At 35.4% G+C, this 21,420-nt stretch carries 22 protein-coding genes; 2 read left to right on the plus strand and 20 right to left on the minus strand.

The window, feature by feature from the left end:
* Positions 1-82 precede the first annotated feature (82 nt).
* The 17 genes from rpsU to ACWG42_RS07605 all read right to left on the minus strand — a co-directional run bounded on the left by rpsU (position 83) and on the right by ACWG42_RS07605 (position 13,434).
* Complete coding sequence (rpsU, locus tag ACWG42_RS07525) at positions 83-262, minus strand: 30S ribosomal protein S21 (RefSeq protein WP_002609166.1); 180 nt, start codon at positions 260-262, stop codon at positions 83-85.
* A gap of 116 nt (positions 263-378) precedes the next feature.
* On the minus strand, positions 379-1,839 hold the full coding sequence (locus tag ACWG42_RS07530; RefSeq protein WP_455791291.1) for a UDP-N-acetylmuramoyl-L-alanyl-D-glutamate--2,6-diaminopimelate ligase: 1,461 nt from the start codon (positions 1,837-1,839) through the stop codon (positions 379-381).
* The gene (gene mtaB, locus ACWG42_RS07535) at positions 1,817-3,145 is read right to left on the minus strand and encodes a tRNA (N(6)-L-threonylcarbamoyladenosine(37)-C(2))-methylthiotransferase MtaB (RefSeq protein ID WP_455791292.1); all 1,329 of its coding nucleotides are present in this window, start codon (positions 3,143-3,145) and stop codon (positions 1,817-1,819) included. The genes ACWG42_RS07530 and mtaB overlap by 23 nt, the downstream gene beginning before the upstream one ends.
* A 4-nt stretch (positions 3,146-3,149) precedes the next feature.
* Positions 3,150-3,896 carry a hypothetical protein gene (locus ACWG42_RS07540; RefSeq protein WP_455791293.1) on the minus strand — a complete coding sequence of 249 codons (747 nt, stop codon included), beginning with the start codon at positions 3,894-3,896 and terminating at the stop codon, positions 3,150-3,152.
* A 59-nt stretch (positions 3,897-3,955) separates the two neighbouring features.
* The gene (locus ACWG42_RS07545; RefSeq protein ID WP_455791294.1) at positions 3,956-4,702 is read right to left on the minus strand and encodes a 16S rRNA (uracil(1498)-N(3))-methyltransferase; all 747 of its coding nucleotides are present in this window, start codon (positions 4,700-4,702) and stop codon (positions 3,956-3,958) included.
* Positions 4,703-4,775: 73 nt separating this feature from the next.
* Positions 4,776-5,510: a pseudouridine synthase gene (locus ACWG42_RS07550; protein ID WP_455791295.1), complete on the minus strand. Its 735-nt coding sequence runs from the start codon at positions 5,508-5,510 to the stop codon at positions 4,776-4,778.
* 61 nt (positions 5,511-5,571) lie between these two features.
* Positions 5,572-5,880: a cell division protein SepF gene (locus ACWG42_RS07555; RefSeq protein ID WP_455791296.1), complete on the minus strand. Its 309-nt coding sequence runs from the start codon at positions 5,878-5,880 to the stop codon at positions 5,572-5,574.
* Positions 5,881-5,892: 12 nt separating this feature from the next.
* Positions 5,893-6,405: a spore maturation protein gene (locus tag ACWG42_RS07560; RefSeq protein WP_455791297.1), complete on the minus strand. Its 513-nt coding sequence runs from the start codon at positions 6,403-6,405 to the stop codon at positions 5,893-5,895.
* Complete coding sequence (locus ACWG42_RS07565; protein ID WP_455791298.1) at positions 6,398-6,970, minus strand: nucleoside recognition domain-containing protein; 573 nt, start codon at positions 6,968-6,970, stop codon at positions 6,398-6,400. Before ACWG42_RS07565 ends, ACWG42_RS07560 begins: the two co-directional genes overlap by 8 nt.
* Entirely contained in the window at positions 6,967-7,968 is a 1,002-nt protein-coding gene (locus tag ACWG42_RS07570; protein WP_455791300.1) for a D-alanyl-D-alanine carboxypeptidase family protein, read from the minus strand. The genes ACWG42_RS07565 and ACWG42_RS07570 overlap by 4 nt, the downstream gene beginning before the upstream one ends.
* A 517-nt stretch (positions 7,969-8,485) precedes the next feature.
* On the minus strand, positions 8,486-9,034 hold the full coding sequence (scpB, locus tag ACWG42_RS07575) for an SMC-Scp complex subunit ScpB (RefSeq protein WP_455791301.1): 549 nt from the start codon (positions 9,032-9,034) through the stop codon (positions 8,486-8,488).
* Positions 9,027-9,764, minus strand: a complete 738-nt coding sequence (locus tag ACWG42_RS07580) for a segregation and condensation protein A (protein ID WP_455791302.1) — start codon at positions 9,762-9,764, stop codon at positions 9,027-9,029. The genes scpB and ACWG42_RS07580 overlap by 8 nt, the downstream gene beginning before the upstream one ends.
* Before the next feature lie 56 nt (positions 9,765-9,820).
* Complete coding sequence (locus tag ACWG42_RS07585; protein WP_455791303.1) at positions 9,821-10,249, minus strand: GNAT family N-acetyltransferase; 429 nt, start codon at positions 10,247-10,249, stop codon at positions 9,821-9,823.
* 38 nt (positions 10,250-10,287) lie between these two features.
* Positions 10,288-11,649, minus strand: coding sequence for a spore germination protein (locus tag ACWG42_RS07590; protein ID WP_455791304.1), 1,362 nt, complete (start codon positions 11,647-11,649; stop codon positions 10,288-10,290).
* Positions 11,646-11,996: a stage V sporulation protein AE gene (spoVAE, locus tag ACWG42_RS07595; RefSeq protein WP_455791305.1), complete on the minus strand. Its 351-nt coding sequence runs from the start codon at positions 11,994-11,996 to the stop codon at positions 11,646-11,648. The genes ACWG42_RS07590 and spoVAE overlap by 4 nt, the downstream gene beginning before the upstream one ends.
* The gene (gene spoVAD / locus ACWG42_RS07600; RefSeq protein ID WP_455791306.1) at positions 11,993-12,991 is read right to left on the minus strand and encodes a stage V sporulation protein AD; all 999 of its coding nucleotides are present in this window, start codon (positions 12,989-12,991) and stop codon (positions 11,993-11,995) included. The genes spoVAE and spoVAD overlap by 4 nt, the downstream gene beginning before the upstream one ends.
* A gap of 2 nt (positions 12,992-12,993) precedes the next feature.
* A complete protein-coding gene (locus ACWG42_RS07605; RefSeq protein WP_455791308.1) occupies positions 12,994-13,434 on the minus strand; it encodes a SpoVA/SpoVAEb family sporulation membrane protein in 441 nt (146 codons plus the stop codon).
* A gap of 143 nt (positions 13,435-13,577) precedes the next feature.
* Between ACWG42_RS07605 and ACWG42_RS07610 the strand changes: the two genes are divergently transcribed.
* Together ACWG42_RS07610 and ACWG42_RS07615 are read left to right on the plus strand one after the other, a co-directional pair.
* Complete coding sequence (locus ACWG42_RS07610) at positions 13,578-14,300, plus strand: N-acetylmuramoyl-L-alanine amidase family protein (protein ID WP_455791310.1); 723 nt, start codon at positions 13,578-13,580, stop codon at positions 14,298-14,300.
* Positions 14,301-14,346: 46 nt separating this feature from the next.
* The gene (locus ACWG42_RS07615) at positions 14,347-14,874 is read left to right on the plus strand and encodes an NUDIX hydrolase (RefSeq protein ID WP_455791311.1); all 528 of its coding nucleotides are present in this window, start codon (positions 14,347-14,349) and stop codon (positions 14,872-14,874) included.
* A gap of 41 nt (positions 14,875-14,915) precedes the next feature.
* Here the strand turns inward: ACWG42_RS07615 and ACWG42_RS07620 are convergent, their stop codons facing one another.
* The 3 genes from ACWG42_RS07620 to parE all read right to left on the minus strand — a co-directional run bounded on the left by ACWG42_RS07620 (position 14,916) and on the right by parE (position 21,258).
* Positions 14,916-16,709 (minus strand): MutS-related protein, encoded by a 1,794-nt coding sequence (locus tag ACWG42_RS07620; RefSeq protein ID WP_455791313.1) that lies wholly within the window; start codon positions 16,707-16,709, stop codon positions 14,916-14,918.
* Between the two features lie 110 nt (positions 16,710-16,819).
* Positions 16,820-19,330, minus strand: a complete 2,511-nt coding sequence (parC, locus tag ACWG42_RS07625) for a DNA topoisomerase IV subunit A (protein ID WP_455791315.1) — start codon at positions 19,328-19,330, stop codon at positions 16,820-16,822.
* A complete protein-coding gene (gene parE / locus ACWG42_RS07630) occupies positions 19,330-21,258 on the minus strand; it encodes a DNA topoisomerase IV subunit B (protein ID WP_455791317.1) in 1,929 nt (642 codons plus the stop codon). The genes parC and parE overlap by 1 nt, the downstream gene beginning before the upstream one ends.
* Positions 21,259-21,420 lie beyond the last annotated feature (162 nt).

Below are 21,420 nucleotides of genomic sequence, written 5' to 3' on the forward strand. Positions count from 1 at the left end.
TTATGTAATATAATTTCTAAAAAATAAAAAAAAGCAAATTCACCATTCCAGTAAATCTACTTCTTTGTTTTTTTATCAGTTACTATTTCCCACGACGTGCTTTACGTGCAGCTTCTGACTTTAATTTACGACGAACGCCAGGTTTTACGTAAAACTCTCTTTTGCGAGCTTCAGCAAGGGTACCATTTCTTGACACTTGACGCTTGAATCTACGCAACGCATCGTCAAGAACTTCGTTTTCTTTAAGTACTACTTTCGGCATTATTTACCCTCCCTTCTGATGCAAGCAATAATATTATACTGAAAATGATATGAAAATGCAACAGAATTTATATCATTTATGTATATTTCGTACACAAATTTCGTATAATCACGTATTTAGTCCTCTAAATCCTCGATTCCAAGGCAATATTTACGTATACAACGTCTTGCTACGTTGTGATCTCCCAACCAAGGTTCTCTACCAAATTCACGATACATGAATGTTTCATCTCCCTTTCCAAGGATTAAAACTGTATCGTTTACATTGGCACTTTCAATTGCTTGTCGTATGGCTGTATAGCGATCTTCTATAAAAATGTTCTTCGTATTTTCGATTCCTGATTTGATTTCGTTTGCAATTTCTCTTGCATCCTCATCTCTTGGATCATCTTCTGTTAAGATGATGCTATCACAGTACTTGCTCGCAATCTCTCCAAACACTTTTCTCTTTTTTGTATCTCGTTTACCAGCAGAACCAAACACCGCAATGATGCTATGTCCTTCTTCTGTGATATCATTCGCATATTCAAATACTTTTTCAAGTCCATCTGGGGTATGCGCAAAATCAACGATTACATGGAACAATTGACCTTCATCAATCCTTTCCATTCTTCCTTCTATCTGATGTAAAGAGTTCAAATATGGAATTAATTCCTCTAACGCGATTCCACTCTCACACATCCCCGCAATCGCCCCTAATAGGTTGTAAATGTTATACATAGCGACTAGATTGGTAGAGACTTCATAAGTTTTATCATCGTGAATTAAAGTAAAAGTAGATCCATTGGTACCAATGCGAATATGATCAGCACGATAATTTGCACGATGTGCTATCCCATAAGATATCACGCGAGCATTACATGCTGTAGCCAATTGTGTGTAATAAGGATCATCAATGTTTAATATTGCAACTCCATCTTTTTTCAATTGTGTAAACAGTTTTTTCTTTGCTTCAAAATAATTTTCAATCGTTCCATGAAAATCCAAGTGATCATAGGTTAAATTCGAAAAAATAGCGACATCAAAATCGACACTCAAAACACGACCTAATTCCAATCCATGAGAACTTACTTCAAGTGCACAAGCTTGCATACCAGCTTCTTTCATCTCATGCAATGATTTATGTATCATAATTGGATCTGGAGTTGTTAAACTCGGTGGTAGTGTTATATCTCCATAACTAATAGAGATAGTTCCGATATACCCACAAGGCTTAAAATTAGAATACACATCACGAATAATACTTGTGATAGTACTTTTCCCATTGGTACCAGTTACTCCAAACATTGTCATATCTTTACTAGGGTTGTCATAAAACAACGCCGCCACACGATTCAATGTACGATTTACATTCTCTACTTGAATATAAGCAATTCCCTTTTTCATTTCTTCTACAGGTTTTGCATGTACAATCGCTTTGACACCTTTTTCAATTACATCTTCAATGAATTCATGTCCATCATGTACCATGCCATCCATACAAAAATAGATTTCATCTACTTTTGCTTTTCTAGAATCAATACACAAACCTTTGATTTCAATATCAGGCGCATGCTCAAACATTTGCGATAATTTCATGAGAATCCTCCTTTAAACAGGCATATAGGCGATCATCTTGAAAGGATACAATATTCACATCATGAAGTTCATGCGTGTGTGCCTTCCCCGGTTGTACCTCTACATACACTTCTAAGTATTCACTGCTGTGACCAAACAGCATTTGATCTACTTCTTTTTCAAAAATAACGGAAACTTCTTTTCCAATAAAACTTTGTTTATAAGCAGTATATAACTCTTTTGATAGTTGTGCAAGTATAGATGCACGTTCTTTCTTTGTTTTATTGTCCAAATGTCCTTTCATATCAGCGGCTTTTGTATAGTCACGTTTAGAATATGGAAACACATGAAGAAAACTAAAATTTAATTCTTTTAGATTTTTAAGTGTATCTGCAAAATCTTCCTCACTCTCCTGAGGAAAGCCTGTAATTACATCGGTAGATATAGAAACATTTGGTAACATTTCACGAATATACTGTATACGTTGTTGAAACCATTCTATAGTATATGGACGATTCATATTCTTTAACACTGTATTATTAGCGGATTGTATTGGAATATGTAAATGACGTGCAATCTTTGTTTCATGTTTCATAAATTCAATGAGTGCATCGGAAATTTCATTCATTTCAATAGATGAAATACGAATTCTTTCTAAACCCTCTACTTCACTACACATACGTTTTAATAAATCTAACAAATCTCTACCAGTTCCATTACCATAACGTCCCGTGTGAATTCCCGCAAGAACAATTTCCTGATGTCCATTCTTTACTAAATCAGATGCAATCTTTAACACTTCTTCTTCATTTAATGAACGCTCTGCCCCTCTTGCGTAAGGAATGATACAATAGGAACAAAATTGATTACACCCATCTTGTATCTTCAAAAAGGCACGCGTTTGATGTTCAAACTTATGTATAGGCAAGGCTTCAAATGCACTGATAGAACGCACATCTTTCATCACATTAGATGGTTTATGTCCTTGCATCGCTTCTTTGATCAAGGAAACCAAGTTTGCCTTTCCTTCACTACCAATCAACACCTTCACCCCATCGATTGAGCGTACTTGATCACTTGCACTTTGCACGTAACACCCGATTGCAACAATCAATGCATCTGGATTTAGTTGATGTGCTTGATGAATCTTTTGGCGACTCTTTGCAGAAGCAGTGTTCGTGACCGCACATGTGTTAATGATATAGATATCGGCTTGTTCTTTAAACGATACTTGCTGATACCCTTGTTCGACAAGTGCACTTTCATACCCTTGAGATTCATAGGTGTTGACCTTACACCCTAATGTAGCAATCGCAAATGTAGTCATGTCATCACTCCTTCTTCTTTTTCTTTTCTTTCTTTTTCTGTTCTTTATGAACACGTTTTCGTTTCTTCGCTTTAAGCTTATGAAGCTTTTTTATCATACGTTTGGATACTAACGTACTCTCCATTAAAATATCAATCAGCACGTCTTCATTATCTAAAAGTAGTTCCTTTGCTAGCAAAATCAAAACATCATCATTTTCCGGTAACTTCTCTGGACACAAAGATAGTGCCTTTACAAAGGTATCCTTATGATATACGTACAAACGATTTACTGTCTTATGATACAAGACAAAACCATATTCATTTTGTAAGATTACACGTGCACTGGAAAAGCCATATTGAAACGGCAATACTCCATATACATTACAAAGCACTTGCGAAGCAAAGGTTCTTATAAAAGTATGATATTGCTTTAGATCTAATAATACAATCTCATCGGTATATAAATGATTAAATTTAGCATCAAAACACGGCATATAGATTTCTTGAGAATCATAAGAAAAAAAAGGAAGTTCGCTTTTTAATTTATCAATCTCGATATTCATCTGTTTCTTACGTTCTTGATACGTTAAATCATACCAATAATCATGCATACTCACATAAGTATCCAAGAATACTTCTTCAAACTTTTCTTTAATATGTATACTTTGTACAATGAGTTCAGATCGAAAGAAATCAGTATCCGAATTACCAGGAACCTTGATAGAACGCTCTTCCATCATTTCAATCATAGATTTCCACGTTTTTTTCATGTTCTTTCGTTTCGTTATTGTACTATCGTATTTTTTATTTAATATTTCAAATACTGTTTTCATTTGTTTTCCCCTTCCAATTCATAAAAGAAGGATAGCGCATGAATAGAGGCAATTGCTGCTGTCTCTGCGCGTAAAATGCGAGATCCTAAAGAAACACGTTTATAACCTAAAGCTTCAAATGTAGATACTTCTTCTTTTGAAAAGCCACCTTCACTACCAATGACAATCGTTACACTTTGAATTCCTTTGTTTTGTTTCAATAAAGTTGATAATTTATCACTTTGAATATCCGCATCTTCATATGCAATAAGATTCAAATCACTTGTATAAGCAGCAGCTTTCTTCATATCCATAGGTTCTTGTAATTGTACAAGTGTACTACGTTTACATTGTTCACAAGCCTCCTGAAGAATTTTTTGATAGCGTTGCATCTTCTTGTCCATGCGTTCTTCCTTTGCTTTTACAACCGTACGAGAACTTATGAAAGGAACAATTTCATCAACTCCAAGCTCTGCACTTTTTTGTAAAAGAAAATCCCACTTTTCTTTTTTAATCATCCCTTGAAGTAAGGTAATACGAATTGGATTCTTTGTAGTGTCGACAATCGATTCCATAAGACATGCGAAAACATCACGTCCTTCATAATGTACGCTTGCTAGGTATATATTTGCATCCTTATCCACGATGCGTATTTGTTCATGTTCACGCATACGCATAACATGTGCGATATGATGAGATTGTTCCTCATTCATATGGATTTGTTTTTGTTGTTCCACGATTTCTTCTATAAAATATTGTTGCATAAAAATCACCTCGTTAATAATAACTTATTTCAATTAGAACTGCAACTTAAAAAGCAGTCAGTAACGACTGCCGTTATTGTATAGTTTCACCTTTCATTGCCAATGCACGCAATTTTTTTATTTCAAAAGGTTTCAGTGTACGGTATTCTCCTTGTCGTAAATCACTACATGTTAGAAACGCAAGTTCTTTACGATGCAATCTTCTCACTTCGTAGCCTAAAGCTTCCATCATACGTTTGATTTGACGATTTCTACCTTCATAGATTGTTAAATCAAAACTACACTGATTTTTGGCAATATCTTTTTCTGTAAGTTTGAATTTTGCAGGTAATGTTTTTACGCCATCATCAAGTACAATTCCCGCTTTTATTTTTTTAATATCTTCCGGTTTTAACACTGCATTGATTGTTAAATTATACACTTTAGGAAGGTGATAACGAGGATGGATGATTTCATTTGCAAACTCTCCATCATTTGTTAACAACAATACTCCACTCGTATCATAATCCAAACGACCAACTGTAAAGATTCTTTCTTTACCTACCACCATATCAACGACTGTAGAACGTCCAAATTCATCATTGCTCGTACACATCGTCTTTTTTGGTTTGTTCATTAAGTAGTATACTTTTACTTCTTTTTCAATAGGATTGCCATCTACTGTGATCGCATCTCCTTTTTTTACTTTATATCCAAGTTCTGTAATGACTTCACCATTCACACATACTCTTCCTTCAGTGATTAAAGTTTCACTTTTTCTGCGTGATGCTACTCCTGCCGCAGCCATTACTTTCTGTAATCGTTCCATACTGACACCTCTTCTTCATATGTATTTTACATGAAGGATGGGTATTTGTAAAAGACTATTTTCAACTTTCGAAGATTTGTAGATGATAACTTTGAGGAAAATATGTGATATAGTCTTCACATATTTCTTTTACTTGCGCATGTAAGGATATACAAACCCCTTGCATATAATCTTTTAAACGAAGGATATCTCCTTCTTGCATACCAGTTAAATCAAGAAAGACCACAAACCCTTTTTGTAGTGCCTCATATGCACACGGACAATCTTCTAAGCTATGAAAACGAAAGAAACATACGATATAATCTTGTGTTTGTTGAAGACTTTTATCTTTATAAAAAGACGTAAATAATTTATGAGTTGCTTCTTTCATATTATTTCCTCCTCATGAGAAAAACATAATCGTCAATAAAATTGCCATAGTAATACCTGCAACATCCGCAATCAACCCAATGGATAATGCATTTTTAATTTTTTTAATCCCCACACTAGAAAAATATAGCGTAATCACATATACCGTAGTATCCGTAGAACCTTGTATAATGCTTGCCATATTCCCTGCAAAAGAATCCACCCCACTTGTTTTGAATATATCTACCAATACAGCCAAGGATGCACTCCCTGAAATTGGACGAAACACTACCATTGGCCATATCTCAGCAGGAATCACACGAACAAAGCGTGCAATAAAGGAACATAACAACTCCATCAATCCACTTTCCCGTAACAACGATATAGCACACATCATTGCCAACAAGGCTGGAAATACATCCATAAATAAAGCAATGCCATCTTTCACACCCGCGATAAACGCTTGATATGCATTTACCCTTTTATATATCGCTACGCCAATGATAATCAATACTACAATGGGAAGAATATACACGCTTTTACTCACGATAATTCCACCACCTATCCACCACCAATCCCACAACACTAGCAAACATTGTAGATATAATTGCATATGGCATAAATCCAGTCACATCCAAGGAATGAAAAGAGGCACGTAATGCAATAAGTGTAGTAGACAATAAGGTAACACCTGCCGTATTTAGTACTAAAAAGGTAATCATAGATCTAGTCGCTGTATCTTTTGTTTGATTGTGTCGTTGCATTCCATCCATTGCCTTTAAACCAGCAGGAGTTGCTGCAGAACCAAGACCAACCATGTTCACAACAATATTGGTCGCAACATACCCAAGTGTTTCTTCATCATGTGCAATATCTGGAAACAATTTCTTCAACAATGGATGAAACACTTTTTCAATCATACGTATAATTCCAGCTTCTCTAGCAATATATAAGATTCCATTCCAAAAGACCATCACGCACAATAAAGGGATAATAAAATCAAATGTTTCTTTACCAACATTTAGGAATACATCATTTACAATACTCACATTCCCGGTGAACAAGCAATACAATATCGTGACAAATAATAAAATCAACCAAATTAGATTCATAAATGTACACTCCCAAACAAGGAAGTCTTCTTATCTTTATTCTCTTTGTATGTGTATACATCTACATGACCCTTCTTTTGTACCTCAACGATTAATTGTCCCTTTTCTACATGAATCGCTGTTTCAATTTTGGTAGTTCCATCTTTTTTAACTGTTACACATACATCTTGATCTATTTTAAACTTCCTTCCATCACAATGATAGGTTCCCTTTTTTAGCAATACAATCGTATCATATTGAGAAAATGTTTCTTGGTGCTTTTCTTTGTGAAATTCAAAATCATCAGCCGTCTTTAAAGTTACTACAATACTTTCAGTATCCTGATATGCAGCACTTGTTACGAGTGTTCTTCCAGCTTTCTTTGTATACCCTGTTTTTCCACCATTTGTAAATGGATACTCAAACAATAATCGATTCTTATTCTTCCAACGCAAATCAGATTCATTGGTGTAATAGGTCGTACTCGTAATTGTGCGAAATGTTTCATTCTTCATCGCATACGACATCAATAATGCCATATCATATGCGGTAGATATATTTCCTCCATCTTGTTCATCCAATCCACTTGCATTATGAAACTCTGTATTTAACATCCCAATTTCTTGCGCCTTCTCATTCATCAATTTTACAAATGATGCTTCACTCTTTGCGATATGTACAGCAATTTCTAAAGCTGCATCATTTCCACTTCGCAACATCAAGCCGTATAACATACTCTGTAACGAGACTTTATCTCCTTCTTTTAGATACAATAATGAACCATACGCCTGTTTTAGTTCTTCTCCACACACCCAAGTATCTTTTAGATTTCCTTGTTCAATCGCAATGATTGCAGTCATGATTTTAGAAATACTCGCAACACTTTGTGGTTCATTCATATTTTTCTCATCGATGACTGTGTTATCTTTACTAGAAATAACACAATAAGAATCTGCATAGACAGTGCTCATCTGCAACATAAACAGCAACAACACACATATTATTTTTTTCAATTGCATCACCTACAGGAGTATATGATTTATTTTAATAGAACATGCAAAAAAGGAGCATCTATTATGTGCTCCTCATCTATTTGTCGATTTATCATTAGTTTCTTTCACAACTTTCCTTTCTTAATACATTCTTCGCATCTTCCAGTCTCGTTGTTTTCCTGATAAACCGACTACAAAAGGTACTAACCACATCTTTGAACTTATCCATTTTCCTTATATCCTGTATGATCTTCGTACGCATAAGTCTCAATGTTTGTTCCTAACTACATGTTCCCTTTTGTCTTTTCACAGGTGCCATTACGTTCTTGACCTTGTATATGTACGCTTTTTATGATCACGTCATATCTCTCATCAATTTCATGGACATTCCCTGTTACAAGCTACTTATTACCTTTGTTACACCCATACTATATAAGAAAATAATACTTGTGTAAATTCTTTTGGAATAAATAGAAGAATTATGGAATGTTTTGTATATTTTTCTTCCTTCACACCCTTTTTTTTATAATTCTACAAAAAAGAACTATTCCTCGAACAGTTCTTCATCCATGTTTTCATGATAATCAGGTAAATCAGGCAATTCTTTTAAACTCTCCAATTTAAAGGTATCCATAAATTCTTCAGTAACTTCATATAAGAATGGTCTACCTGGAGCATCGCTTCTACCACATTCCTTAATTAAACTACGTGCTAATAATTTACGCACCATCATATCACAGCCAACACCACGTATTTCTTCGATTTCTACACGTGTAATTGGTTGTTTATAAGCGATGATTGCAAGCGTCTCCATAGCTGCATTCGATAAGGTAGACATCTTTGTAGAACTAAACAACCGTTCCGCATATTCATGAACACATTCTTTTGAAACAAACTTATAGATACCACCAAATCGAACCAACTCAATACCATGATGATCTTCTAGATAATCTTTCATCAATTCATCTAATGTATCTTCGATGTGTTCTACTTGTTCATCTTCATCCATACAACCAAGAATTTGTTCTTTACTCAATCCCTCATCCCCACTCAAGAACAGCAATCCCTCTAAAATACTTTTCAAATTATGCATATACAACCTCTCCCCTTATGATCCATATTGTTTCTTCTTCATCAATATGAAAGGTAATTTCTTTATGTTTAATCAAATCCAAAATTGATAAAAAGGTTACGATTACCATATGTAAATCTGTACAATCCGTACACAAATCTTCAAAATTCATTTTACCTACCCAATCGCGTAATCTACTTTTGATTTGTACAACACGCTCATCAAGTGATAATTCTTTTACTGTCATCTTTGTTTCAAAAGGATGCGCAAGCGCCGCTCTTCTAAGAACTTTACTCATTGCCTTAATCAAATCGTATGGATTCCCCTCTAGGTCACCTTCCATGGTTGTGTTCATCCATTTCTGTGTAATTTCACTCATTGGCTTTTCCATCATTAATTGGCGTGCTTCATAACTCTTTTCAAACTCCGCACTCACTTCTTTAAAACGTTGATACTCTAACAAACGTTTCACTAAACGATCTCGTTGATCTTCTTCATATTCTTCTTCAATTTCAACTTTTTCTCTAGGTAATAGTTTTTTACTTTTATATTCAATAAGTCCAGCTAATTCAGACAAAAATTCACTTGCTACTTCTAAATGCATGGATTCCATTGCATTTAGGTAATGTAGATACTGTTCTGTAAGGAGATTCATATCCAAATCAAACAAATCCAATTTGTTATCTTTAATCAAATGAAGCATCAAATCTAGGGGTCCTTCAAACTGATCAATTGTAATTGTAAATGCCATGTCATCACCTCACAAAGAGTATTATAACAAAATTTCTTAATAATGAGTAGATTTTTTTATTTGAACAGATAGGTAAACTTAAGATGTCGAGCTTTCATTCCTTGCGACTCATAAAATGCATGTGCTTGTACTCTTTTATTAGAACTTGATAATTCTATCATAATACAACTCTCTTTTAATGCCATTTCTTTTACATAAGAAAACATCTTACTAGCATATCCAAGACATCGATATTCCTTACGCACAATAAACTCCTCAATCTGCGCAACTTTTGCACAATGATGCAAATGATATACTCGACGTAAACTACAAAATCCTACAAAATCATTATCTACCTTTAAAAAATAATGTTGAATAGTATCATCTTCCATGGATTTTATCCATGCATTATGAAATACTTCTCTTGAAAAATCTTGTTCTTCTAGTTCGCAAACGAAATCATATGCAAGTTGTTCATCTTGTAAGGTTGCTAAAGTTAGTTCCATAATTTCACCTCTTGAACTTATTATAACAGAAAAAGTGCTTACGCACTTTTATCCTTTTTAATTTTAATTGGTGAACCCACCCACATTCTTTTAAACTCCTTATAGGAAAATGGTATCAAAGGATATAGGTATGGATATTTCATTGTTTTCGTTGATAATAAGACAATGAAATGCAGCAATACCCCTACACAGAAACCACTCATCCCAAAAACTAACGCTAAGATTGTAATCCCAATGCGAAATATTTTATTCGCAAGAGATAGCTCATAAGAAGGTGTTAATAAATTCCCTATATTGCTTAAGGCAATCATAATTAAAACTTCTTCAGTATAAGCCCCTAGCCCGATTGCCATATCCCCTAACACAAACACTGCCACAAAACTCATGATGCTTGATATCATTGTAGGTGTATGAATCAAGGACTGACGAATCCATTCCACCACAATATCTGCGAAGATCAATTGAAAACCAAATTCATAAATGTTCACATCTGTAATTGGAATGTGTAACATCGTCGGATTCTTATCTACAATCAGCGCCACCCATAATGGAAGTAAATATAAAGAAAATAAAATTCCTATCAAGCGTATAAAACGAGTAAAGAATGCTACGAGTGTGGTTTGTGTGTACTCCTCTATTTGTTTCGTCTGTTCAAAAAAAGTTGTAGGTAGAATAAGTGCCGATGGTGAGTTGTCCACGATGACTATCAAGTAGCCTTGTAGTAAGTGAATAGAACATATATCAGGTCGTTCACTGTAGCGTACATGAGGGTATGGATTCCATGTTTTTCCATACAATCCCTCACATAAGTTTCGCTCACTTAAAATTTCAGTATCTGGTAGTTGACGTAAGCGATGTTCAAAATCTGCTAGTATATCAGGATCTACTAGATGTTCGATGTATACATACGCAACATCTGTACGCGTTTTTACACCTTCTCGATTCATCACAATGGTTAGTCTTGGATCACGAATTCTTCTTCGTAAAAGACCTATATTAAAGATAATGTTCTCTACGAAGCCATCCCTAGCACCTCGAACACTTTTTTCAACACTTGGTTCACTGCTTTGTCTTGAGGGATAACTTCTCGTCTCGATACAATAATAGGTTGGACTATTTTCTAATAACACCATACATTGACCACTCAACATATTGGTAATCGCTTTTGTCTCGTCTTCTACACGATCCACAGCCCCTGGATAAAACGTTAGTGTTAAGTGATTCCCTGCCGTAATCACAAACCCTTCTACCAAGGATGCGATGAGCTTGCTATCTGTTAAAGATGATAAAAATATTAAATAAGCATCTTCTTTGTGAATGGTTAAATGTCGATATACAATATCAAAGGATTTTGATAATTTACGTTGGATTTCAAAAAGGCGTTGTTCAAGTGTACTCATGATTTAGGTTTGCACACAAGTGCAATTAGGAATGCGAACAAGATAGCACTGGTGATACCCGCAGCAGTTAGATCAAACATACCAAGTAAAATACCTAAGATTCCATCGCTTTGTGCTTTCGCAAGTGCTCCATGAATTAAAGAATGTCCAAAGCTTGTAATTGGAATTGAAGCTCCCATACCTGCAAATTCTATTAAACGATCATATAATCCAAACGCATCTAATCCAGCACCTATAACAACAAACAATGATGTAATATGACCTGCCGTCCATTTGCTATGGTCATAGATGAATTGACCAATTGCACAAATGGAACCACATACAATGAATGCATTCAAAAAAATCATAAATCATCATTCCTTTCATAGACGACACCATGAGAAATGCATGGTATTGTACCTTTTTGTTGAATGGCAACTGGAGATAAAAGCGCTCCTGTCGCAAGTACTAAAATACGTTTACACTCACCCTTTTCCAACATGTCAAATAATTTTGTCATTGTTACACACATACTACAACCGCATCCACTTCCTCCACAAAATACATCTTGTTTTACAATATCGTATATCATGAGTCCACAATCTTGAAGTTTGTTATCAAGTTCGAAACCATCTTGCTGTAACAAATCCACCAAAAAAGAATACCCTATTTTCGATAGGTCACCAGTCGCGATGATGTCATAATCCTCAAACGAGCGCTTTGTATCCTTAAAATGCGTTAACAACGTATCATACGCAGCCGGAGCCATTGCTAATCCCATGTCATTCGCATCTTTATGCCCCCAATCCACAATCTTACCAGGTGTAAAGGCGGTGACTTTAATCTTGCTTTTTTGATTCGACAAAATAATTGCACCTGCTCCTGTTACTGTTAAGGTAGTGGTTTCTTTCTTTTGTACACCATATTCATTAGGATAACGAAATTGTCGTTCTGCACTTCCTGTATGAGAACTAGTAAATGCCATCGTTCGCTTTACGAGTTTATGTTCTACCCACAAAGCAGCTTGTCCAATTACAAGAGAAGAATTAGAACACGCTCCATACATTCCCAAAAAAGGAATATTCAAATCCTTTGCGAAATAATTAGAACTTGTTAATTGGTTAATCAAATCTCCACCAACAACCAAATCAATATCGTCTAACTTTAACTGAGCTTTACGTATTGCACAATCACATGCTTCAGAAATCAGATGTCGTTCTGCTTTTTCAAACGTATCACATCCACAATAATTATCCGCATGATCGAAGTCAAAAAAATTCCCAAGTGGCCCTTGTTTTTCAAGAGGACCCACTGCAGTCGCTCTTGCGTCTACATATACATGTTTAAAGTTTATCGTTGTCATAATTACGCACCAAACAATAAGAAACGAATCATCCCAAATACAAATGCCGAACTTATCCCATAGGTCAATACAGAACCCGCAAGCTTAAACATATTTCCACCGATTCCATAAATCAATCCTTCACTTTTCCCTTCCAAAGCGCAAGAAGTTAAACTATTCGCAAATCCAGAGATTGGCACAAATAAACCTGCTCCACAAGTTTGTGCTGCCTTATCATACAATCCCAATCCTGTAAGTAAGGATGCAATTATGATAATGGTCACTATCGTCATGGAAACAGCAGAATCCTTATCAACATTCAACACTTCATTGTACACAAGAAACAACAATTGTGCCGCAATAGCCAATGTACCACCACTCACAAAAGCAACCAGTGTGTTTTTTAGCTTATGTGATTTTGGCGCATGTTTCATGGCAGTATCCTTTATATTTTTATTATTCATATCATCACTCCTTCGCATTTAGTATGAACACTACCTTATGTTCTATGAATGAGAATTGTAGAAACGTTCATAAAAACTTCACAAAGCACACAAAGACACATCATATACATTCGTTATTATGTACTTGAAAAAGAGGTAAACTTATGAAAAAGAAAAGAAACGTATTGGGTCTATGCATCTTCTTATGTATGCTAATGATCCCTATTGTACACAAGAATTCAACTTCCATTATCGAGTCCATCGCGACACATGATGAAACAAATGCAAACACTGTATCCACACTTCTACAAGAAGACACAAGCAAACGCATTGTGATTGATGCAGGACATGGTGGGTATGACAGTGGAAGCATTAGTGCAGATGGCATACTTGAAAAAGATATTACCCTCTCCATTTCATTACAAGTTGGATTTTTGTTAGAAGAAGCAGGATATGATGTCATCTATACAAGAGAAAGTGATGAAGTATCATGGAGCGATGATAATCTTGATGATTTAAGTACTCGTGTCGCAATCGCAGAAAACAAAGATGCAGCCTACTTTATTTCTATACATACAAATTCAAGCGACAACTACAATGATGGCGCCTATGGTTTTGAAACCTATGTAGATTATAGTGATAGTACCATCTTAAACATCGCACAAGAGATATCCAATAACCTGACTTCCCTTTCTTATACACAAGATCGCGGATTAAAGAGTACCAGTGATTCTAGCCTTTATGTAATAGATAAGAATAGCATACCTGCCTTATTATTAGAAATCGGGTTTATGAGCGATAGCGATGATGTTGCGTATATGTCCAGTGAACTAGGTCAAGCAAATATCGCAAAAGCGATTGCGGATGGAATTCAAGCGAGCGTATAGAATTCTGTACACATCTTGTGTATAATGGTGCCATGAGGTGATCGTTATGGAACAAAAGAAAAGCACTCCCGTATATGATGGAGTTATCTTCAAAGTAACAAAAGATGAAGTGGATATCAAAGGAACAACGTATCAACGAGATATTGTACATCATAATGGTGGTGTAGGAATTCTTGCTATACAAAATGATAAATTATTATTTGTGAAACAATATCGTTACGCAATTCAAGAAGAAACGATTGAAATCCCTGCAGGTAAACTAGAACAAGGCGAAGTTCCTTACGATAGTGCATTACGTGAACTAGAAGAAGAAAGTGGTTATACTACAAATACCTTGCACACTTTAGCGCCAGTATATTCAACCCCTGGATTTTGTAATGAGAAATTATATTTATATTGGTGCAATGAACTAATAAAAGTAGAACATCCATTACCGATGGATGAAGATGAAGATATCGAAATCATTTGGATCGATGTAGAAGAAGCCTATCAAAAAGTTGAATCTGGTGAGATTACAGACGCAAAAACAATCATTGCGATACAATACGCAAAACTTCATTTCACAACGTTATAAGCTAACAAAAAGCGCCCTAGAGCGCTTTTCTTCTTGATTTACTAATGTTCAAACTGTATACCTGCCATTTCCATCAAAGCTTGTGCATTGGTGGTTGTACAACGATCTTTTTTAATACAATAATCAAAACAAACTTTTCCATCTTCATAATGTTCTTCAAAATGATAATTCTCTACATTTTCTTCTTCTTTAAAACGAAGTGTACATAATTCAAAATCATGCGTAGATACCAAAGAAATCACCCATGGTAAATGTAAATGCTTTAACACTTCTTGAGCACAAATAATTCGATCGGCACTATTGGTACCTTTGAATATCTCATCAATTAACACAACCATAGGCTCTTTTCTTTTGCTTTCTTCTATCATCGATTTGATACGAAGAATCTCTGCATAGAACGTAGATATCCCCTCACTCACATCGTCTTTGATACGCATCGATGTAAATACGTGCATGCTATTGGCTTGAAAGGAAGTTGCACATACTTGTGCACCAGCATGGAAAAGCACCATATTTAAACCAATGGTTCTAAGGAATGTTGTTTTCCCTGACATATTGGAACCCGTAATAATATAGGTTTTACTATTCGCATCAAAATCATTCGCAACTGCACTATCTTGTACAAGAAGAGGATGATATAAGGAATGCATTTCAATGTGTGGTGTTGTTTGAGAACTATATTGAGGCCAACACATAGTGTCTTTTGCATAAGACAGTTGTGCCAAGGATACATATGCTTCTAACTTCCCTAACGCATCCATCCATTGACGTATATTAGAACCATACGCTTTCTTCCACTTTACCAATGCATTCACACATTGAAAGTCGATTAAGAAAAATGCATTCATAAACATAAACATGATTCCATCATTACGAAACTGAATCCCAGTCATAATGTGTTGTAATTTACGTATTGCATGAGGAGCTTGTTGGAGTGTGCGCTTTAATTCTTGTAACTCATCCCCTACAAATTCACTTTGACAAATCATTTGAAACATACGTTCATAATCATGTAAGGTATTTGCTAGGTAGTTGACATCTTGAAAAGAAGATGTGTTAAATAGTACACTTAATAATGCCAAGGAAATAGACAATGTTCCACATATTAAGACATACACATAAGAACCATTTAATACCATTGCATACAACAAAGCGCTTATGGTAAGTAGTGGAAACAACGTAATGAGATAGCGAACAAATCTAGGGTAGGTCTTTTGTTCACTTTCCATATATTGATAGAAGGCTTCTAAAGAGGCTTTCTTTTTCTTTCTTCCATGCAGTTCAAACAACTTTAATAAAGAAGTTAAACACATACTAAATTCTTCATGATCAATCAATTCCTTAATTGCGTTTTGTCTTCTTATGATTTGTTGTTCTTCTTGTTTAGCACAAGATAATAAAGACGCAAGATAAGCTCTACCTGCCACACTTTTCGCTACACTTACATATTGAAACAAAGATGCATTTCCAAAAATATCTAAGTCATATGCTTGTGTATAAGCATCCGATAAAAACTCACTTCCTTGATCTTGAAAAGACTTCCAGCCATCTGACTTACGCTTTTCAATATCTTCATAGCAATCTATCGTACATTCTAATAATTCTATTTCTTTTCGTAGTTTCATATGCAATCTTACAAACCAGAAAAACAAAACTATCCCCATTACCATAAGGATATAGAACCAGGTATTCTTTTCATATCCATAATACAAACAAAAAGCACTTGCTACCAACAAACATGCTCGTATAAGAGAATATCTATTAGAAATTACTTTCATGGATTGTAGTTGTTTTTGTTTATTATCTACTATAGTACGAATGGTTTCACAATTCATTGACTACACCTTCCTTTGTCGTTAATCTTTTATTTCTTGTGTTTCATTATATCACGCAACATTCTTCTTTCCTAATGTTTTCATTAGAAAAAAACAGGATTTCTCCTGTCTTATTCAAACAATGTAAATTCTTCAAATTCCTCTTCTACTTCTTTTTCTATAACCGCTACTTCTTCTTGTGTTTTTTCGATTTGTTCGATATATGAAAGTTTTTGTAATGTGTAGAAATCTTGTATTGCCGGGATTGGTGTTGAGAAGGTCGCATCCTTACTCATCAACGCAATATCCTTAGACACAATCTTATGAACGTCTCCATTTGCAACGATAATTTCATCATTCAAATCATACATTTCAATCTTCTCTATCATATATGGTTTTGATTTTACTTTCTTACAGATCATATTTCCCTTTGTAGGACGTCCTGTAATTTCAATATCACTCATCTTTAAACGTTTAAGTGCACAATTATCACTAAACACAACCAGTTGTTTAGCATCACCACGATATACACAAGCACTAGCTACGGTATCACTTACTAGTTTGATTGCTTTAACACCCTTGCTTCTTGGGGATGTTAATGGAATAAGAGAGATAGGATATCGAGATACATATCCATTCTTAGTTGCGATTAGAATTTCATCTCCATCATATCCAACGAAGGTGCTCACAACTTCATCTCCATCCAATAGTTTCATATTGCTCATGGTTTTGTTGTTACGAGACACTTCATAATCTGAAACGAATGTCTTTTTCACCAACCCTAAACGAGTGGTAGAAATAATATATGCATTGGTTTTAAAGGAATTCACCACAAAAGCATCTGTGATTTTCTCATCCCCTGTAATCTTGATATTGGAGTTGATATGGCTGCCGATATCCTTCCATTTTTGTTCTTCTACTTCATATACTGGTGTATATCCATAGGTACCTTGATTGGTAAAGAACATAATGTTATCTAAGGTATTGACTTCCCCATAACCAATCAAGTGATCGCCTTCTTTAATACCCGTCATCGTATCACTACCTGCATTATAGCTACGCATAGAAACACGTTTTACATAGCCATCACGAGAAATCGTAAACATAACTTGTTCATTGTTGATCATCGCAACCTTATCAATCACAATTTCTTCGATCTCATGTTCGATGGAAGTAAGTCTAGGAGTTGGGAATAGTTTTTGTACATTCTTCAACTCACTTACAATTACTTTGCGAAGTGTTTTAGGGTCTTCTAAAATATTTTTTAATTGCGCTATTTCTTTCTTTAACGTTTCATCTTCTTCACGAAGTTGTGTAATATCCGTAGAAGATAAACGATATAAACGCATCGTTACGATAGCTTCTGCTTGTTCATCGCTAAAACCAAAAGCTTCCATAATTTTACTCTTAGAATCTGCTTTATCTTTTGAAGCACGAATCAAGCGAATGATTTCATCCAAGACAGAGACTGCCTTAATCAAACCATCTAAGATATGACAACGCTTTTCTTTCTTATGTAATTCAAAACGACTTCTTTTTTCAATCACTTCATGACGGTGTGCAATAAATGCATCCAACATTGGAATAAGCCCCATTTGTATCGGACGTTTATTTACAATTGCCACAACATTATAATTATAAGATACTTGTAGATCCGTATTTTTATATAAGAAGTTTAAGATGAGTTGTGCATCCGCATCTTTCTTGATATCCACAACAACACGCAATCCATTACGATCACTTTCATCACGAACATCTAGAATACCATCAATCTTCTTATTCAAACGAACATCATCGATTTTCTTAACCATGTTACTTTTTACTACTTCATATGGTATTTCATGTACAACAATTTGTTGAATTGTTTTGGTTTGTTCAATGGTTACTTTACTACGTACCATGATACGCCCTTTACCACTTTGGAAAGCTTCTTTAATACCATCAATTCCTTGTACGATTCCACCTGTTGGAAAATCAGGGCCTTGAATGTATTCCATCAATTCCTCTAATGTACTATTTGGGTATTGAATACGATAAATCGCCGCATCAATGGATTCACTTAAATTGTGAGGAGGAATGTTTGTCGCATATCCTGCCGCAATTCCAGTAATCCCATTCACCAATAAATTAGGATAACTTGCTGGTAATACCGTAGGTTCTAATTCTGTATCATCAAAGTTTAAGGACCAAGTTACCGTATCTGCATCAATATCACGTAATAAGTATTCACTTATCTTTCCTAAACGAGCTTCGGTATAACGCATTGCTGCAGCTGGATCATCATCGATAGACCCATTATTCCCTTGCATATCAATCTGAGGATGGCGTATTTTCCAATCCTGAGACATACGTACCATGGCATCATAAACGGAACTATCTCCATGAGGATGATAGTTACCGATAACCAAACCTACGGTCTTAGCAGATTTACGATATGCTTTATCCCATGTATTCCCATCGCGATACATCGCATATAAAATTCTTCTTTGTACTGGTTTTAATCCATCACGTGCATCCGGAAGTGCACGATCTTGAATAATGTATTTTGAATAACTTCCAAAACGTGTCCCCATAATCTCTTCAAGAGGAGTTTGAATGATACTTGCATGATTTACAATAGGTGTTTCTTCTTTTTTCTTCATCATTTCGCCTCCGCTTCAAAATTTTCTTCCAACGTGAACGAAACATTTGCTTCAATCCAATCACGGCGAAGTTCTGCTTTATCCCCCATCAATACAGATACACGTCGTTCTGCCACGACTGCATCTTCGATGGTTACTTGAATCAATGTTCTAGTTTCTGGGCACATGGTTGTATCCCAAAGTTGATCTGCATTCATTTCACCAAGACCTTTATAACGTTGTAAGTTGTATCCTTTTGGGAAAGTCTTACGAACTTCATTCAATTCATCGTCGCTCCAAGCATATTGCATTTCTTTTCCTTTTTGAAGCTTATACAAAGGAGGTAATGCGATATACACCATACCCGCTTCAATCAATTCACGCATATAGCGATAGAAGAATGTTAATAACAATGTTTGAATATGTGCTCCATCGGTATCGGCATCGGTCATGATGATGACTTTATGATAGTTGGAATCTTCCGCATGAAAGTTCGCACCTACTCCAGCACCCAAAGCATGTATGATTGTATTTAATTCTTCGTTCTTTTCAATACTCGCAATACTTGCTTTTTCTGTATTCAATACTTTTCCTCGTAAAGGTAGGATTGCTTGATAACGAGAGTCTCTTCCCTGTTTCGCACTACCACCGGCAGAATCACCTTCGACTAAGTACAATTCTTTTTTACGTGCATCTTTGGACTGTGCACTTGCTAATTTACCAGAAAGAATCTTTTCACTCTTTCCTTTGGTCTTTCCTTTACGTGCATCTTCACGTGCTTTACGAGCTGCCTCACGAGCCGTGGATGCTCTTTGCATCTTCTTAATCAATGTAATCGCCAAATCTTTGTTTTCTTCTAAAAAGAAGTTCAATTTTTCCGCGATGACTTGATCCACCGCATTTTTTGCTTCTGGTGTTCCAAGTTTTCCTTTGGTTTGTCCTTCAAACTGCAATAAGTTTTCAGGAATACCCAACGATAAAATGATCGTTAATCCTTCACGAACATCACTACCTTCAAAATTCTTATCTTTTTCCTTTAATATGCCATTTCTTCTTGCATAATCATTGAACACTTTCGTAAATGCATTACGAGCACCTGTTTCATGTGTCCCACCATCATTGGTACGCACAATATTAACGAAAGAGAAAATATTCTCTTGGTATTCATCCGTATATTGAAATGCACAATCCACTTTAATATCATTCACATTCCCACTGAAGGAAACTGGTTTATGGAAAGTTTGTTTATCATCGTGAAGATATTCCATAAACGCAACTAAACCATTTTCATAATGATATGTTTCTTCTCGTTCTTTTCCATCACGTTCATCTTTTACTACCAAGCGTAAGCCTTCCAATAAGAATGCATCTTCTTGTGCACGTTCTGCGATTTGTGAATAAGAATAGGATGTCGTAGAAAAAATACGTTTATCTGCTAAAAAACGCACCTTACTTCCTGTACGATTTGTTTTTCCAATCACTTCTAACTTACTTGTTTTCTTACCGCCATCTTCAAATTTAATCTGATATATTTTTCCATCACGATATACTGTGACTTCTACCCATTGTGATAACGCATTTACAACACTGGCGCCTACACCATGTAAACCACCGCTTGTCTTATATCCTCCATCACTGGAAAATTTACCACCCGCATGTAGTATTGTATAAATAACCTGTACTGCAGGAACGCCACTAGCATGCATATCTACCGGCATACCTCGTCCACTATCCTCTACACAAATTACATTATCTTTTTCTATGGTAATCTTAATTGTATCACCATGTCCATTTAAGGCCTCATCGATAGAATTATCGACAATTTCCCAAACGAGATGATGAAGTCCTCTGCCATCCGTAGAACCAATATACATCCCCGGACGCTTACGTACAGCTTCAAGGCCATCAAGAATTTGTATACTACTACCATCATAAGCTTTTTCTGCCATACAATCACACCTTTCTTTCATTTCATGAATTCCTTGTTTAGTGTAACAAAAACATCACAAAACATCAATAAAAAAACAGGAATTCGAATTTCCTCAACACGCTTATTATAGCGCAACCAAGCAAAAAAAAGTAGAATAGATTTTATTTTTCTTTTATAGAAC

The organism is Amedibacillus sp. YH-ame10 (assembly GCF_053848885.1).

Excerpts from the sequence above, each read along its gene's own strand:
- ACWG42_RS07540 (WP_455791293.1), bottom strand. The coding sequence starts at position 3,896 with ATGAAAAAAACGTGGAAATCTATGATTGAAATGATGGAAGAGCGTTCT.
- ACWG42_RS07570 (WP_455791300.1), bottom strand. The coding sequence starts at position 7,968 with ATGCAATTGAAAAAAATAATATGTGTGTTGTTGCTGTTTATGTTGCAG.
- ACWG42_RS07555 (WP_455791296.1), bottom strand. The coding sequence starts at position 5,880 with ATGAAAGAAGCAACTCATAAATTATTTACGTCTTTTTATAAAGATAAA.
- ACWG42_RS07565 (WP_455791298.1), bottom strand. The coding sequence starts at position 6,970 with ATGAATCTAATTTGGTTGATTTTATTATTTGTCACGATATTGTATTGC.
- rpsU (WP_002609166.1), bottom strand. The coding sequence starts at position 262 with ATGCCGAAAGTAGTACTTAAAGAAAACGAAGTTCTTGACGATGCGTTG.
- ACWG42_RS07605 (WP_455791308.1), bottom strand. The coding sequence starts at position 13,434 with ATGAATAATAAAAATATAAAGGATACTGCCATGAAACATGCGCCAAAA.
- ACWG42_RS07615 (WP_455791311.1), top strand. The coding sequence starts at position 14,347 with ATGGAACAAAAGAAAAGCACTCCCGTATATGATGGAGTTATCTTCAAA.
- ACWG42_RS07590 (WP_455791304.1), bottom strand. The coding sequence starts at position 11,649 with ATGAGTACACTTGAACAACGCCTTTTTGAAATCCAACGTAAATTATCA.
- mtaB (WP_455791292.1), bottom strand. The coding sequence starts at position 3,145 with ATGACTACATTTGCGATTGCTACATTAGGGTGTAAGGTCAACACCTAT.
- ACWG42_RS07545 (WP_455791294.1), bottom strand. The coding sequence starts at position 4,702 with ATGCAACAATATTTTATAGAAGAAATCGTGGAACAACAAAAACAAATC.
- ACWG42_RS07580 (WP_455791302.1), bottom strand. The coding sequence starts at position 9,764 with ATGGCATTTACAATTACAATTGATCAGTTTGAAGGACCCCTAGATTTG.
- ACWG42_RS07585 (WP_455791303.1), bottom strand. The coding sequence starts at position 10,249 with ATGGAACTAACTTTAGCAACCTTACAAGATGAACAACTTGCATATGAT.
- ACWG42_RS07550 (WP_455791295.1), bottom strand. The coding sequence starts at position 5,510 with ATGGAACGATTACAGAAAGTAATGGCTGCGGCAGGAGTAGCATCACGC.
- ACWG42_RS07620 (WP_455791313.1), bottom strand. The coding sequence starts at position 16,709 with ATGAATTGTGAAACCATTCGTACTATAGTAGATAATAAACAAAAACAA.
- spoVAD (WP_455791306.1), bottom strand. The coding sequence starts at position 12,991 with ATGACAACGATAAACTTTAAACATGTATATGTAGACGCAAGAGCGACT.
- ACWG42_RS07610 (WP_455791310.1), top strand. The coding sequence starts at position 13,578 with ATGAAAAAGAAAAGAAACGTATTGGGTCTATGCATCTTCTTATGTATG.
- parC (WP_455791315.1), bottom strand. The coding sequence starts at position 19,330 with ATGAAGAAAAAAGAAGAAACACCTATTGTAAATCATGCAAGTATCATT.
- scpB (WP_455791301.1), bottom strand. The coding sequence starts at position 9,034 with ATGCATAATTTGAAAAGTATTTTAGAGGGATTGCTGTTCTTGAGTGGG.
- spoVAE (WP_455791305.1), bottom strand. The coding sequence starts at position 11,996 with ATGATTTTTTTGAATGCATTCATTGTATGTGGTTCCATTTGTGCAATT.
- ACWG42_RS07530 (WP_455791291.1), bottom strand. The coding sequence starts at position 1,839 with ATGAAATTATCGCAAATGTTTGAGCATGCGCCTGATATTGAAATCAAA.
- parE (WP_455791317.1), bottom strand. The coding sequence starts at position 21,258 with ATGGCAGAAAAAGCTTATGATGGTAGTAGTATACAAATTCTTGATGGC.